The following is a 13,799-nucleotide window of genomic DNA, read 5'->3' as shown; positions in this document are numbered from 1 at the left end:
TCACTAAACTACAAAGGAATATGGATTGCCACAAGTGTACCTGAACCAAGGTTTGAAGAAAAATCTACCGATCCTTTGAGGTACCCAACCCTACTTTTAATATTCTTTAGGCCAATACCTTCAAATTTCTCTAAAGATGAAGTGTCAAAGCCTTTACCATTGTCTTCTATCATTACATTGATCCCTTCTTCATCTTTTGTGAGTTGGATATCTAAGACATTGGCTCCAGAATGTTTGATGACATTGTTTACTGTTTCTTGGATTACACGATATAAAACGGTTTCTATATTTTGATCTAACCTGTTCTGCAAACCAAATGTCTCTAAATTGATCTTCAATTTTCTGGCATCTATTTTACTGATAAAATCTCTCACCGCAGCAGTAAGACCAGATTTTAATAAAACATTTGGCGCCATTTGATGGGAAATTAAGCGAACTTCCTTACAACTCTCATCAACCAAACTCATGGTTTTATGAAACATTTCTTCTCCGTGTTTGTCTTTAAAATCAACATTTTCGGTTAGGGCCGAAAGGTTCATCTTAACCGCTGAAAATAGCTGACCTAAACCATCATGCAATTCGCCTGAAATTCGTTTACGCTCATTCTCCTCCGCATTTAAAACTGCACGGGTAGACAAATCTTGCTGTTTAATTACCTCACCTTGTAACCTAGCCTCTTGTTTTAACTTGTACTTATTGTAAAATAGAAATCCGATAAGGATACTGAAAAACAGTATGGCTGCAATAATGATGATGGTGATATTTCTTTTAAGCAGTTCTAGTTTTTGGATCTCGTTTTCGGTATTGAGGAGTTTAATTTTTTGTTCTTTTACTATCGTTTCCGATTTTTTCTGATTGAGCTCAGAACGATTTCTTTCTAGCAAGAGACTTTGCGTATTGATCTGTAGGTTATTTTTATCTAAAATGAGGTTCTTATTCAAAATTTCAAGCTTGCTTTTATTCAATTGTAGCCCTTGAATCTGGTTCTGTGTACTTAAAAGAGAAATTTGGTTTTGTTTCTTTTCAGTTTGGTACTTGGTATTGAGTTCATTGATCTGTTTGCTCAACTTTTCATTTAACAAACTATCTTTAATCAGCCGGTATCGGTCTCTGCTAAAAAAAGCCCGTTTAAAATCGCCTATTGCAGAATCTAGAGAAGACCGATGGTTATAGATCTCGGCAAATGTACCCACATCTGCCTTATTGTATTTCAATGCTGCTGCCTCTGCCTTGTCAAACCACTCTTCTGCCTGTTTAAATGCACCCATCTTGGTATAAGAAAAAGCAATATTCTGCTGCACCAGTGCTAGTCCTGCAAAGTTTTTAGATTCTTCAGCTATTTTAATGGATTTTTCTAAAATTGGAACGGCTTCCTTATATTTTTCTTGTCTAATATACAATGCCCCCAGGTTATTGTAACAGACCTGTAAGCCTCGTTTAAAGTTAGCTTTGGTAAATGCAATTACACTTTGATCAATCAGGTGGATGGCCTTATCATAAGCTGATTGATCGATATAAATATTTGCATAATTGATATAGGCAATGCCCAAATTCAGTTGGTCGTTAAAATCTATCAAAATCTTAATGGCCTTATCGTAATACAAAACACCCTCTTTATAGTTTTTCTGCAAGCGCAGGATATTACCAATATTGATAAAAGTTTGGGCATTATTTCTTGGTATTTTGCCCTTTTCGGTTATCCTTGTAGCTTGCAGGTAATAATCAATGGCTTTATTAAGATCACCCAGATCATTATAAACGGTTCCAATATTATTAAGGTCTGCACCTAGGGCCTCTAGGTCATTGATACCACGATGTATTTTTTCGGCTTTTAGAAAATAAACCAAGGCATCGTTTAAATTACCTACTAGTTTATAGGCGGTACCCATGTTATTGTAATTACCGCCAATTTCTCTTTTGTTATTTAATTTGGTGTAGTAATCATTAGAAATATTAAAGTTCTGAATGGCTAGAGCAGTATGATTTTTATAAGAATTGACATGCCCTATCGATTTATAGGCTTCTGCAAGACCCGTTACATATTGCTTTTTCATTGCCGCATTTTTGGCGCCAAGCGCATAACCCATTGCTTTTGCCGAATCTGTTTTCGAATAAAGCCATGCCAGGTCATTTAATGCCTTAATATAGGTTGTATCCTTTGCTGTTTTTGAAGAAATGATCTTATTTAAACTATCAATAACTGCCTTATTTTGGGCATTTGAGACATAGCAGAGACCTAAACATAACAGTAAAAGGCAGAATGAGCGTTTCATAGAGATGGTTTAAACATCAAATTTATAGGGAAATACGCATTAATTATATACCCTCTATTGGGTATTTTTTTTGTTTAAAAAAGGGATAAAAATAGCGATCAAAGTACCTTCGCCAAGGCGAGAAGAAAAATCTACTGTTCCTTTTAAATAAGCTACCCTGGTTTGAATATTTTTTAGCCCAATGCCATCAAACTTTCCAAGCTGCGCAATATTGAAACCTGTCCCATTGTCTTCAATCATTACATTTATCCCTTCCACATCTTTGCTCAATTGAATATCCAACGAACTGGCTTGTGCATGTTTAATTACATTGTTTACTGTCTCTTGTATTACTCGATATAACACAATTTCTATATTGTGGTCTAAACGATCTTGCAAGCCAAATGTGGCCAGATTCACCTTTAGTTTTCGAGCATCAATCTTATCAATAAAATCTCTTACGGCACTTGTTAACCCCGCCTTTAATAAAACATTCGGTGTCATTTGATGTGAAATTGCCCTTACTTCTTTACAGCTTTCATCAACCAGATGTAGGGTCTTATCAAACATCCTTTCATTATGCTCATCTTTAAATGTCAAATTTTCGCTGATGGCGGATAGGTTTAATTTTACAGCCGAAAATAGTTGTCCTAAACCATCATGTAGTTCTCCAGCAATGCGCATGCGCTCGTTTTCTTCAGCAGTTAAAACTGCTTTGGTAGCCAAGTCTTGTTGCAGCATTACCTCTGCCTGTAATTTGGTTTGTTGCTTTAATCGATAACGGTTATATAAAAGGTAAGTGATGAAAGAGAAAATTAGAAAGGCAAAAGAAATGATTCCGATAATGCCATCACGCTGGGTCAGTTTTAATTTTTGAATGGTATTTTCTTTGTTTAAAAGATCAATCTGTTGTTGCTTTTTTGTGCTTTCATATTTGGTTTGCTGCTCGGTAATTTGTTTACTCTTTTCGATGTTGAATATGGAATCCTTTACTGCTGTGTATTGTTGATGGGCACGATAAGCCGCAGCAAAATTTTGTTCTCTTTCATAAATTTCAGCCAATAATGCATATCCTTTCTGAAGCATATCTGGATAATTGATTTCATTACTAAAGCTCACCGTTCTTTTTGCATAACTTGCTGCCAGCTGATAATCTTTTTTATCTCTAAAAACTTCGGCAAGCTCAATTAAACAAATGGCAATCCCATAATTGTCTTTCACTTCAATACGTAATGATAAACTTTGTTGCAGGTTCTCTACCGCCAAATCGTAGTTTTTCATTAATCCATAAACATAACCGATATATTCCAAGCTATACGATTCGCCTAGTTTATCCTTTGCTTTTTGGTAGGTGGCCAAAGATTTTTGATATTGTTTGAGCGCTTTGGCATAATTACCTTCTTCTTCATAAACCAAACCAATATTATTGTAGGCATTGGCAACTTGTCCATCGTGGCGAGCTAAAAGTGCTTCATTTAATGCCCTGGTATAATATTCGAGTGCTTTAGGTAAATCTTTGTTCTTTTTTAAAAGGGTACCGATCTCGTTGCAAACTGCTGCAATTTGTAAATGAAGTTTAGCTTGTTCGGCAATTTTTAAAGCATTGATATACATTTTTAATGCTTCATCATGCTTTCCCTTAAAATAGGCAATATTACCATTCATCAGTTCGGCCTGGATCAAAGCGGGGTTATCTTTTGCGCTTACAGCTTCGCTTTTTACACGCTTTAAAAGTAAAATGGCTTCTTCAGGCCTAGACCTAAAAATATGTTTGGCAGAGTCTAATAATGGATTTTGTTGTGCAATAGAATTGAAAGATAGACTCAATAATCCCAACAAGAAGAGTGGCGCAATTAGTAAATGAATAAGTTGTTTGGGTTTGATTGGAGGCACCATTCTAAGTTCGTTTATTATAAAGATTTAATAAATACCCAGAAATACGGATTTTAACGTGTTTTGCCCTTTGGCAACTGCCGATCGGCAATGGTGGCCCTGCTTGATTTAATCTGTTGTGCAAACTGCGTAATGTTTGCATTTTTTGCCAACAATTCTGCTCTGTTTACATCTTTAGTAGCCATGGCGTATTCTTTCTTTTTGATTTTTACAGCGGCTATTCCAAGTACAGATTCGATATAAGCTGTATTATTTTTGAGCTGTTGAGCCAAAATTCCTTGCTGTGTATAAAACCATAAAGATTGCGTTAGTTTGTTGGCTGCAAAGTAGATCCTACCTAACTGACTATAAGAAGCCATTTGGCCAGATCGGCTTCCAATTTTGGTATAGGTTTTTAATGCCGCATTAAGAATCACCTGTTCGGCTTCAGTATAGTGTAAAAGCAATAAATGCACATTGCTCATTCTCAATAATGAGGCTGCATATCTGCTAAATTTTTTATCACTATTGTATTCAAAAGCAGCTTTGCCAAATAAGGTCAATGCTTCATTTAAATCTCCTTTTCGTTCGTTTTTCTCTGCATCTGCAAAGTATTCATCACCATCTGTATCTCCCATTCTAGATACCGCAATGTTAATGGCAGTACTAGATGGAACTCCTTCTTGCGGGGCTGTATTGGCATTTTGTGCCATTGCTTCCGCAGTTAAAAATAAGCAAACAAGTCCAAGATAGATTTTGTTCATCTTATAAAGGTATAAAATTTTAGTTAAATACCTGTAAATTAACGTCGAAAGATGCCCAAACCATGTAAGGGTGAGAATCGCAATGATAAATTTCGCCTGCTGTTGTGATACCGATCACCCCAGCAAAACCATCAAAAGGTTTAAGTTCTGTAAAAGATTTATCGCAGGCAGCCTGTAATGTAAAGCCATCGGTTACACGGGTTACAATTTTTGCGGCCAGGGCACCACTTACAATATCTTCGCCAACACCAGTGCAAGAAATGCCAGCAAAATTATTGGCGAAATTACCTGCTACCGTGGCCGAATCGCTTACACGACAAGGAATTTCAAAGCCTTTGCCTCCTGTTGAAGTGGCCGCAGCAAGATTTCCTTCTGCATCTAATGCCACGCAACCCACTGTTCCTTTTCTTCCTTGTTGGTTTATTTTAGCTTGATATTCTGCTTGTCTTTGTTCGGTGATTGGATTAAAATAATCGAAGCCATTACTTCTGGCAAAGGTCAAAGCACCTTCACCACTTAATACCCTATCGTCGTAATCGAGTAGTTGCTGTGCAACTGCTATCGGATTTTTAACATCCTCTAGGTTAATTACCCCACTAAATTTTTGGGTATGCCCATCCATTAAAGCGGCACTTAAACGCACCTTGCCATCACTTTGTATTTGCGAGCCAATGCCAGCATTGAAAAGTTCATTGTCTTCTAATAAACTCACTGCATAAACAACGGTTTCTAAAGCAGTATGGCTAGCCAAAAATTGATGTGCTTTGGTTACAATTTCAGCCAAAGCATCTTGTTTGGCTTTTTTTGTTTCTTGATTGGTGGCCGATTCACTAAAAAAACCACCATGTATAATCACTTTCATTTCAATTGGTTCAGTGGTGTCATTGTCTTCGATAAGCTCAGACTGACAAAGTCATTGGTTCATTGGTATCATTAGTTCATTGAAAGGACTTAAAAACGCTCAACTCCAAACTCAATTAATCTGTTGGCACAGCTTTAGGGTGATGGATAACCAATTGATGAGTTTTTAGATCATAAATATCTCCATCGCACATTACATGCACCACCATATTTTTGATAGAAACAGGCTGTCCCATTTCAACATCGGTTAAATTGGTATCTGCCATATTTCTGCCGTCTACCAAAATCACCATACCAGATCCAATGGCTTCCATGGTATTATCGTGAATGTATAATCCTGTGTCTTCTCCAAGGCCGATCCCTAAAATACCAGGATTACTTGCCGTAGCATATAATAAACGACCAATCCTTCCTCTCTGTACAAAGTGCGTATCTACAATTACATCATCAATAAATCCTAATCCACCAGTAATTTTCACTTCACCTTTTAGTAAAGCGTCTTTACTACTTCCTTGGTAGATCATGTTTTTCGAACTCGCTGCAGCACCTGCAGAGGTCCCTGCAATTACAATGGCTGTATCCTGATATTTCTCTAATAACACACGATGGATTTCTGTACCTCCAAAGATGGAAGAAAGACGCAATTGATCGCCACCTGTAAAGATAATGACATCTGCAGCTTTAATACGTTCGACATATTCTTGTCTATTCGCTTCTTCTCTACTTCCGATATTCAAAACACCTACATCATGTACATCTAATTGAGCAAAAGCTTTGATGTATTCTTCGCCAACTTTCTCTGGAATTAAAGAAGCGGTGGTCATGATTTCGAATCTAGAATCGTTGCCATTGGCAGACTCTGTAGTGATCCTTTTTAAAATTCCACGCTCAAAAAAGTTCATGTTTTGTGGCAATCCGAACTGTGTTTCGGCAAAACTTCCAGTATTTATCGCACCGCCAATTATTATTAATTTACCTTTTGGAGCCATTCTAATCGTTTACGTTTTCACTAAAGTGCCAAATATATGGGCATTAGTCTAATTTTTAACATTATTTTTATCAATATTATACTTTTAATTAACAAATTAAGCGGTTTTAATCCTTTTTCTACTTTAAATTATTGTCAAATTTTTAATTCTGAATTGACTACTTTTCTGGAAAAATTTTTATACTTTAATTTTTTCTTTGAGAATATTTTCTCAATGGAGTATAGCGCTCCGATTACTACCATTTAAAAACAAAACTTATAATGAAAATATTAGGCATACAGGTGCTGAGGGGACCAAACATCTGGTCTATTAACAGAAAAAAACTAATCCAAATGCGGTTGGATCTAGAAGAGCTAGAGCAAAGACCAACGAATGTAATTGAAGGATTTAGAGAGCGGATAGAACAACTGATCCCTAGTTTATATACACACCGCTGTTCTAAAGCTGCGCCCGGGGGCTTTTTAGCCCGGGTAGAGGAAGGAACTTGGATGGGGCATGTTATTGAGCACATTGCCTTAGAAATACAGACCCTTGCTGGCATGGATACTGGTTTTGGCAGAACACGCCAAACCAAAACAGATGGCATTTACAATGTAGTTTTCAGTTACCTGGAAGAAAAAGCTGGGGTTTATGCTGCAGAATCGGCCGTTCGTATTGCCGAAGCTTTAATAGAGGGAAAGGAATACGACCTGGAACACGATATCCAGCGGATGCGTGAATTGAGAGAATCTGAAAGGTTAGGACCAAGTACTGGTTCTATTGTAGACGAAGCCATTTCAAGAAACATTCCTTGGATTAGGTTAAACAAAAGCTCTTTGGTACAATTGGGCTACGGAAAAAACCAGGTGCGCTTTAGGGCTACCATGACCGAAAGAACGAGCAGCATTGCCGTTGATATTGCAGGTAATAAAGACGAAACCAAACGCTTACTGAGCGATGCTGCTATTCCAGTGGCAAAAGGCCTTACCGCTTCTACACTTGAAGATGTATATGATGCCATTAAAAGAGTTGGCTTCCCATTGGTATTTAAACCATTAGATGGCAATCATGGCAAAGGTGCAACCATTAATGTAAAAACAGAAGAAGAAGCCGTTGCTGCTTTTCATTATGCCAAAGAATATTCGAGAAGGATTATTGTGGAGAGCTTTATTACTGGACACGATTTTAGGGTTTTAGTGATCGATCATAAAATGGTTGCTGCGGCTTTGCGTGTACCAGCACATGTAAAAGGCGATGGGAAAAGTACCATCCAACAATTGATTGATAAAGAGAATGAGGATCCGAGACGTGGTTACGGACATGAAAATGTACTGACTGAAATTACCGTAGACCGTGATACACTTGATCTATTAGAGAAGAAAGCATATACTTTAGAAACAATAGCGCCAAAAGGTGAAATCGTTTACTTGAAATCTACTGCCAATTTAAGTACAGGTGGTACCTCTATTGATGTAACCGACCAAGTGCACCCTCAAAACGTTTTCAACTGCGAACGTATTTCTCGTATAGTTGGCTTAGATATTTGTGGGATTGATATCATGGCCCAAAATTTAACAGAGCCCTTAACAGAAAACGGAGGGGTAATTTTAGAGGTAAATGCGGCACCTGGCTTCAGAATGCATTTGGCACCAAGCGAAGGTTTACCTCGCAACGTTGCAGCACCTGTAATTGATATGTTGTATCCGCCGGGTAAATCGGCACGTATTCCCATTATTGCGGTTACTGGTACAAATGGGAAAACAACCACCACCCGTTTAATTGCACACATTGTAAAAAATAATGGCAGTAGGGTTGGCTTTACTACTTCTGATGGTATCTACGTACAAAACACCTTATTAATGAAGGGTGACACTACTGGTCCATTTAGTGCAGAATTTATTTTAAAAGAACCAACGGTAGAAGTAGCTGTTTTGGAAACTGCCAGAGGTGGAATTTTACGCTCTGGTTTGGGTTTCAACAAATGCGATATCGGAGTGGTTACCAATATTCAGGAAGACCACTTGGGTATATCAGACATCCACAATCTTGATGATTTAACCCGTGTAAAATCGGTAATTATTGGTGCGGTAAAACGAGATGGCTGGGGTGTTTTAAATGCCGATAATGCCTATTGTTTAAAAATTGCAGCGACTGCTGATTGTAACATTGCCTACTTCAGTATGGATGAAAAAAATCCAGTAATTAAAGAGCATTGTAAAAAAGGCGGTATTGCGGCCATCTACGAAAACGGATATGTAACCATTAAAAAGGGCGATTGGAAAATCCGTGTTGAAAAAGCAACGCATATTCCTTTAACTTTTAATGGATCTGTTGATTTCATGATCCAAAATGTTTTGGCAGCTACTTTAACTACTTTCTTATGGGGCTATAAAACGGAAGATATTCGAATGTCTTTAGAAACTTTCATCCCTTCTGCTGCTCATACACCTGGCAGGATGAATATCTTTAAGTTTAAAGAGTTTAAGATATTGGTAGATTTTGCGCATAATCCTGACGGTTTCAATGGCATTAAAGATTACCTGAAAACTGTTGAGGCTACGGAGCATGTGGGTGTCATTTCTGGTACTGGCGATAGACGCGATGAAGATATTATAGAAACTGCCCGTATTGCGGCCCAGATGTTCGATAGGGTGGTGATCTGTCAAGAAAAATACCTGCGTGGCAGAAAGCAACAAGAATTGATCGATCTTTTATTAACCGGCCTAAGAGAAGTGAAACCAGACATTCAAGTAGACATTAACAATAACGGCGAAGATTGTATGAAAAAATTGGTTGCCAATGCTAAGTCTGGATCATTTATCACCATTTTGAGCGATACAATTGACAATGCCATTCATAAAGCTACTTATTACTTAGATAAGGAATTGGATAAGAAATAAGAAGCATTAAATTCTTTTATTAACCACAAAGCCTCGATTAAATTGGGGCTTTGTGCTGTTTATATTTCTTGAGCACATTTGGGAATGAAAGCTTTAGTATATTTGGATAATTAAAAACATCAGCGCTTTGTCAATGTATCCAAATTTCATCCAACATATAAAAAGATATATTTCGCTTAGCGAGGATGAAGAACAAATTCTTTTAAAATACATTAAGCCTTTAACCCTCAAAAAGAAAGCATATCTGCTACAAGAAGGAGAAATTTGTAAAGCGAATTATTTTGTAGAAAGCGGCTGTTTGAGGATGTTCTTTATCAATGAAAAAGGTACAGAACAGATTGTACAATTTGCCTTAGAAAACTGGTGGCTTGCAGACTATATGAGCTTAACCATGCAAACGAAATCTCCATTTTATATCCAAACCATTGAACCTGCTGAAATTATTGCCATTGACTTTAAAAAGCAGGATGAGCTGTTTGATGAACTACCACAAATGGAACGCTATTTTCGGATCATGATGCAAAGGGCCTATGCCGCTACACAAAGGAGATTTAAGTTTTTCCATGATTATACCAAAGAAGAAAACTACCGATTCTTTGTGTCTTTGTTTCCAGAATTTGTACAAAGGATACCTCAGTACATGCTTGCTTCTTATTTAGGTCTTACACCAGAATATTTAAGCGAACTTAGAAAAAAACATGGTTGATTTTCATTTCTTAAACTAGCTTAAGTTTTCTTTGTTCGTTGTGTTTTACCTTTGTTTATCATTTAAAACAATTGACATGAACAAGAGAATTAACATCGAAGAAATTGAACCTGCTGCTTATAAAGCCATGTTGGGTTTAGAGCAATATATCGCTACCATCAAGGTGAGCAAAACACACAAGGAATTGATCAAAATCAGAGCTTCGCAAATTAATGGCTGTGCCTTTTGCATTGATATGCATACTAAAGATGCCAGAAAACATGGCGAAACCGAGCAACGCATCTATTTATTAAATGCCTGGAAAGAAACGGACCTCTTTAATGAAGAAGAAAAAGTGGTTTTGGCTTTAACCGAAGAAGTTACCCTAATTGCACAAGGTGGACTTTCTGATGAAACTTATCAAAAAGCAAAAGCCCTATTTGATGAGCAATATATTGCTCAATTGATAATGGTTATGGTTGCCATTAATGGGTGGAACAGAATTTCTGTTGCTACACAAAAGCAGGTTGCTTAAAATAAATCATATTACAGTTGTGCAGGGTCAGAAAAAGGCTGTTTACCCTGCATAACATTTTATATTTTAGACAAGGGTAGGTAACCCAATGTCATTTCGTCTTCTGGTAGGTGATCACCTGTTGAAAACTTTAGCGCATAGCTGCGCTTTGTAGCTGGAGAGAGAATATCAGTAATCTCAAAGATATCATCTACATCTACACCATATTTATCATCAATATGTGAAGTAGCTCCATCAAAGCATACATGTTTGTAAAATGCCGTCTCTTTTGCCTCTTTAATAGCAATTGCTTTTTGGTCGGATACCACTAACATTTTATAGTGAAATTCTTCAAATTCTTCTTTCTTATAGCCCCCTAAATTCATAAAAAATAGGCTATTCAAATCGGTTTGATTGGCATCTGCTTTATTGACCACTTCTACCTTATAAGTGCCAACCTTATTTACAATTCGATAAGCATCTACATGTATTTTTCCATCAGCCTCTGGCCAAAAGTTTAAAATTTCTGGCAATAACGCTTGGATAGATGTGCCAATGCCAAAGAAGATATCATGTTGTTCTATATTTCTCCCTTTAGGCTTAGCCCCTAATAAAATCATAAATAGTTGTGGTGTTTCCATTCTTCTATTGTATCAGTGCTGATAAATTTAAGGGAAAATATTTAGAAATAGGGGAATAGAAAATAGGGAATAGTAAATGGGGTTGAAACTAGAATTTACTTCAACTCTTTTATCAGTTGTTTACATCTTGCTTCTACAATTTTAAATACAGGTTCAAACAAGCCATTGTCATAATAGGGGTCGGCAACCTCGCCGTCTTCAGTCAGAAAAAGGCTCACTTTTTGTTTTTGTTTTTCATTTACTGCTAGACTTAAAACATCTTTCAAGTTGTTTTTATCCATCACCAAAATATGGTCAAACTGGTCAAATGAGTTTACCGTAAAATGTCTTGCCCTTTGTGTAGAAATATCGTAACCATAGGTTTTGGCAACGGCCACGCTTCGTTGATCTGGTGCTTGTCCGATATGCCAATTGCCGGTTCCTGCCGATGCAATTTTCCAGTCCAATCCTTGCATATTCACCAAATGACGCATTACTCCCTCAGCCAAAGGCGACCGACAGATATTGCCCAAACACACCATTAAAATTTTCAATATATTATTTTGATTTGGCCTTGAAAGTGTATTTTACAGTGTAGTTTGTACCCCCTTCTGAAAAAGTAATTAGTTGCTCCATTTTGTCTCCATCAACTGTTGCTTCTGTACTTGCACCAGAACCATACGTTAACGTGATTTTAGCACCATCTTTTGTCCATTTTTGCGAATCAGAATTGCGCACCATGTCGCACAGTGCTCCATTAGAAGAAACTTGATAGATACCAGTAGCTAAAAAAACATAGGTATAATTACTGGCCAAGCAACTACCAGCACCATGTATGTTTTTATAATCAGTAGTCGTTTTACCATTAATTGTCATTGCAGGTGTTACCACAGCTTGATCTAAAACCCAACGGTATTTGGTGATGTGGTTAGCTGCATCTTTTTGACAACTAATGAATGCACAGATACAGAGAAATAAGCCTAACTTTTTCATAGCCAATAAGATTTTACTTATAAATATCGTTTAAAATTTTGGCTAAACGAACTCCACCTTTTAACAATTGTTCATTCACAGTGCCAATCCAATCGAAATTATATTTATAGCTTAATTTGTCGTCGTTTTTAATACCAGTTGCATAGATTTTGTTACAGATCTCATACGATTCAAATACGCAGTCTTGTAAACTTGTTTTTTGCCAATTGATTACTTGTTGAGTAGTTGCATGGTTAATTGCCTTGGTATATTCTGTATAGCTCAATTGCTGAAAATCGATCAAACTTTCATCCCAAACTCTATGGAGGTTAGATTTTTCTCCAAACCAGGTTACTGTTACCCTGTTTCCTCCTAAATCTTCTTTTCTGGCAGTATGCATTGGCTGATGCAGGTCTCCAACCAAGTGAATCAACATTCTTAGTGCTAGTTTCTTTTGTGTGGCTGTACTTTTTGCATTTTTTAAAACCGCAATCATCTCGTTTGTTTTGTTGTAGATGTTTGCACCAGGTTGGTTAGCTAAAAAGCTATACACATCCGTTTTTGATAAATCTGCTGGAAGGTTTACATAATGCCAATTGCTCAAGTAATTATAACTGGTATCAGATTTGATAAAATCTGCCCAATTGGCCGCCATTGCCATACTCTCCGTACCCAAAATCTGCTTAATAGCGAAACGGGCTTTTGCTTGTAGGTATTGATCTGCTACTTCGCCAACAATGCGATGCCCTAAAACACCCCAAGCACTTGCTGTAAATGGCAGATAAGCCAATGTCAATACAATAACGATTTTCTTTAAAACTGATATCTTCTTCATATTATAATTCTTTAGGCACACAGGTAATTTTTTCTTTTAATACCAGTGCACATTCTTTGTGGTCATTTAAACTCTCTAACACCAAGTTATTCGTGCTCGACGAGTTAATTTTAAAGCTACTCAAATACCTTCCATTACGGTAACAACCCGAAACTTTCTGCTTGTAATTGGCTTTGGTAAAGGTACCTGTCAATATTAAGGTATCTCCCTTAACAACATAAGTTCCTTTGGCGTGTTCTTTCCAAACACCCTTGTTAAAACACGAATCCTCGTAGTAATTCACTTTTGAATAAGTAGTTAAATCTACATAAAATGAATCACAAGTTATTTTAAAACGGTGTTGTGTATAGTTGAGCAATTGATCGGAATTGGCAATACTATCTTGATTCCATATCCCTTGCAAAAGCGCCTCTCCTTTTCCTTGTACATTTGGTAGTCTTGTACAGGCACTGTATAAAAGCAAAAAGCTGAAAGCAAAAAGCAACGTATAAATTCGTTTATAAAACATCATATTTTTAGTATTTATCAATTAAAGCATGCTGTTTTAACTTTATAC

13 protein-coding genes are annotated in these 13,799 nt (G+C 36.9%); 3 read left to right on the top strand and 10 right to left on the bottom strand.

Annotation, left to right across the window (positions count from 1 at the left end):
- Positions 1-8: 8 nt before the first annotated feature.
- The 5 genes from AQF98_RS17395 to AQF98_RS17375 all read right to left on the bottom strand — a co-directional run bounded on the left by AQF98_RS17395 (position 9) and on the right by AQF98_RS17375 (position 6,738).
- Positions 9-2,273 (bottom strand): sensor histidine kinase, encoded by a 2,265-nt coding sequence (locus AQF98_RS17395; protein WP_055133240.1) that lies wholly within the window; start codon positions 2,271-2,273, stop codon positions 9-11.
- Between the two features lie 54 nt (positions 2,274-2,327).
- Positions 2,328-4,148 (bottom strand): sensor histidine kinase, encoded by a 1,821-nt coding sequence (locus tag AQF98_RS17390; protein ID WP_055133239.1) that lies wholly within the window; start codon positions 4,146-4,148, stop codon positions 2,328-2,330.
- Positions 4,149-4,198: 50 nt separating this feature from the next.
- Complete coding sequence (locus AQF98_RS17385) at positions 4,199-4,888, bottom strand: hypothetical protein (RefSeq protein WP_055133238.1); 690 nt, start codon at positions 4,886-4,888, stop codon at positions 4,199-4,201.
- A gap of 19 nt (positions 4,889-4,907) precedes the next feature.
- Positions 4,908-5,750 (bottom strand): isoaspartyl peptidase/L-asparaginase, encoded by an 843-nt coding sequence (locus tag AQF98_RS17380; protein ID WP_055133237.1) that lies wholly within the window; start codon positions 5,748-5,750, stop codon positions 4,908-4,910.
- A gap of 115 nt (positions 5,751-5,865) precedes the next feature.
- Positions 5,866-6,738, bottom strand: coding sequence for a cyanophycinase (locus AQF98_RS17375; RefSeq protein ID WP_055133236.1), 873 nt, complete (start codon positions 6,736-6,738; stop codon positions 5,866-5,868).
- 260 nt (positions 6,739-6,998) lie between these two features.
- Between AQF98_RS17375 and cphA the strand changes: the two genes are divergently transcribed.
- The 3 genes from cphA (at position 6,999) to AQF98_RS17355 (ending at position 10,837) form a co-directional block, all read left to right on the top strand.
- Entirely contained in the window at positions 6,999-9,617 is a 2,619-nt protein-coding gene (gene cphA / locus AQF98_RS17365) for a cyanophycin synthetase (RefSeq protein WP_055133234.1), read from the top strand.
- A gap of 133 nt (positions 9,618-9,750) precedes the next feature.
- Positions 9,751-10,323 (top strand): Crp/Fnr family transcriptional regulator, encoded by a 573-nt coding sequence (locus tag AQF98_RS17360; RefSeq protein WP_055133233.1) that lies wholly within the window; start codon positions 9,751-9,753, stop codon positions 10,321-10,323.
- Between the two features lie 76 nt (positions 10,324-10,399).
- A complete protein-coding gene (locus AQF98_RS17355; RefSeq protein WP_055133232.1) occupies positions 10,400-10,837 on the top strand; it encodes a carboxymuconolactone decarboxylase family protein in 438 nt (145 codons plus the stop codon).
- A 59-nt stretch (positions 10,838-10,896) separates the two neighbouring features.
- On the opposite strand, the gene AQF98_RS17350 is transcribed toward AQF98_RS17355, so the two are convergent.
- From AQF98_RS17350 to AQF98_RS17330, 5 genes are all read right to left on the bottom strand, one after another.
- Positions 10,897-11,457 (bottom strand): DUF1543 domain-containing protein, encoded by a 561-nt coding sequence (locus AQF98_RS17350; protein ID WP_055133231.1) that lies wholly within the window; start codon positions 11,455-11,457, stop codon positions 10,897-10,899.
- A gap of 95 nt (positions 11,458-11,552) precedes the next feature.
- Complete coding sequence (locus AQF98_RS17345; protein ID WP_055133230.1) at positions 11,553-11,990, bottom strand: low molecular weight protein-tyrosine-phosphatase; 438 nt, start codon at positions 11,988-11,990, stop codon at positions 11,553-11,555.
- A 4-nt stretch (positions 11,991-11,994) separates the two neighbouring features.
- A complete protein-coding gene (locus tag AQF98_RS17340; protein ID WP_055133229.1) occupies positions 11,995-12,429 on the bottom strand; it encodes a hypothetical protein in 435 nt (144 codons plus the stop codon).
- 13 nt (positions 12,430-12,442) lie between these two features.
- Entirely contained in the window at positions 12,443-13,243 is an 801-nt protein-coding gene (locus AQF98_RS17335) for a S1/P1 nuclease (protein WP_055133228.1), read from the bottom strand.
- A 1-nt stretch (position 13,244) separates the two neighbouring features.
- Positions 13,245-13,754: a hypothetical protein gene (locus tag AQF98_RS17330; protein ID WP_055133227.1), complete on the bottom strand. Its 510-nt coding sequence runs from the start codon at positions 13,752-13,754 to the stop codon at positions 13,245-13,247.
- Positions 13,755-13,799: the final 45 nt, after the last annotated feature.

This window comes from Pedobacter sp. Hv1 (assembly GCF_001412215.1).
Lineage (GTDB): Bacteria > Bacteroidota > Bacteroidia > Sphingobacteriales > Sphingobacteriaceae > Pedobacter.
This window is presented reverse-complemented; position numbering and strand designations above follow the sequence as displayed.